A 380-nucleotide genomic window follows, 5' to 3' on the forward strand; every position below is an offset into this window, starting at 1 on the left:
GGTCCAAGTACCATCGGCGCTGGAGGGCTTAACGGTCGTGTTCGGGATGGGTACGTGTGGAACCCCTCCGCTATCGCCACCAAACAGGATTTTCTCAGCTTACGCTTCTCGAAAATCTTCGGAAAATCTATACACTCTTCGCGTTTACTTGGGTTCAACACCGAAGTGTGAATCAAGAAACAAGCGTTTAGGTTTCCCTCAAGGATTTGCTCCCTGAAAACTAGATACGAAACAATCTTTGCGATTTAATATTTAGGATAAGCCCTCGACCGATTAGTACTGGTCAGCTCCATGCATTGCTGCACTTCCACCTCCAGCCTATCTACCTCGTCGTCTTCAAGGGGTCTTACTAGTTGGGAAATCTCATCTTGAGGTGGGCT

2 rRNA genes are annotated in these 380 nt (G+C 47.9%); both read right to left on the reverse strand.

From position 1 onward, the window contains the following. A 5S ribosomal RNA gene (rrf, locus tag PV403_RS25010) occupies positions 1-84 on the reverse strand; the annotation flags it as partial. Positions 85-253: 169 nt separating this feature from the next. Continuing rightward, positions 254-380 (reverse strand): 23S ribosomal RNA (locus tag PV403_RS25015); the annotation flags it as partial.

The sequence above is a fragment of the Paenibacillus sp. GYB006 genome, from assembly GCF_036577645.1.
Lineage (GTDB): Bacteria > Bacillota > Bacilli > Paenibacillales > Paenibacillaceae > Paenibacillus.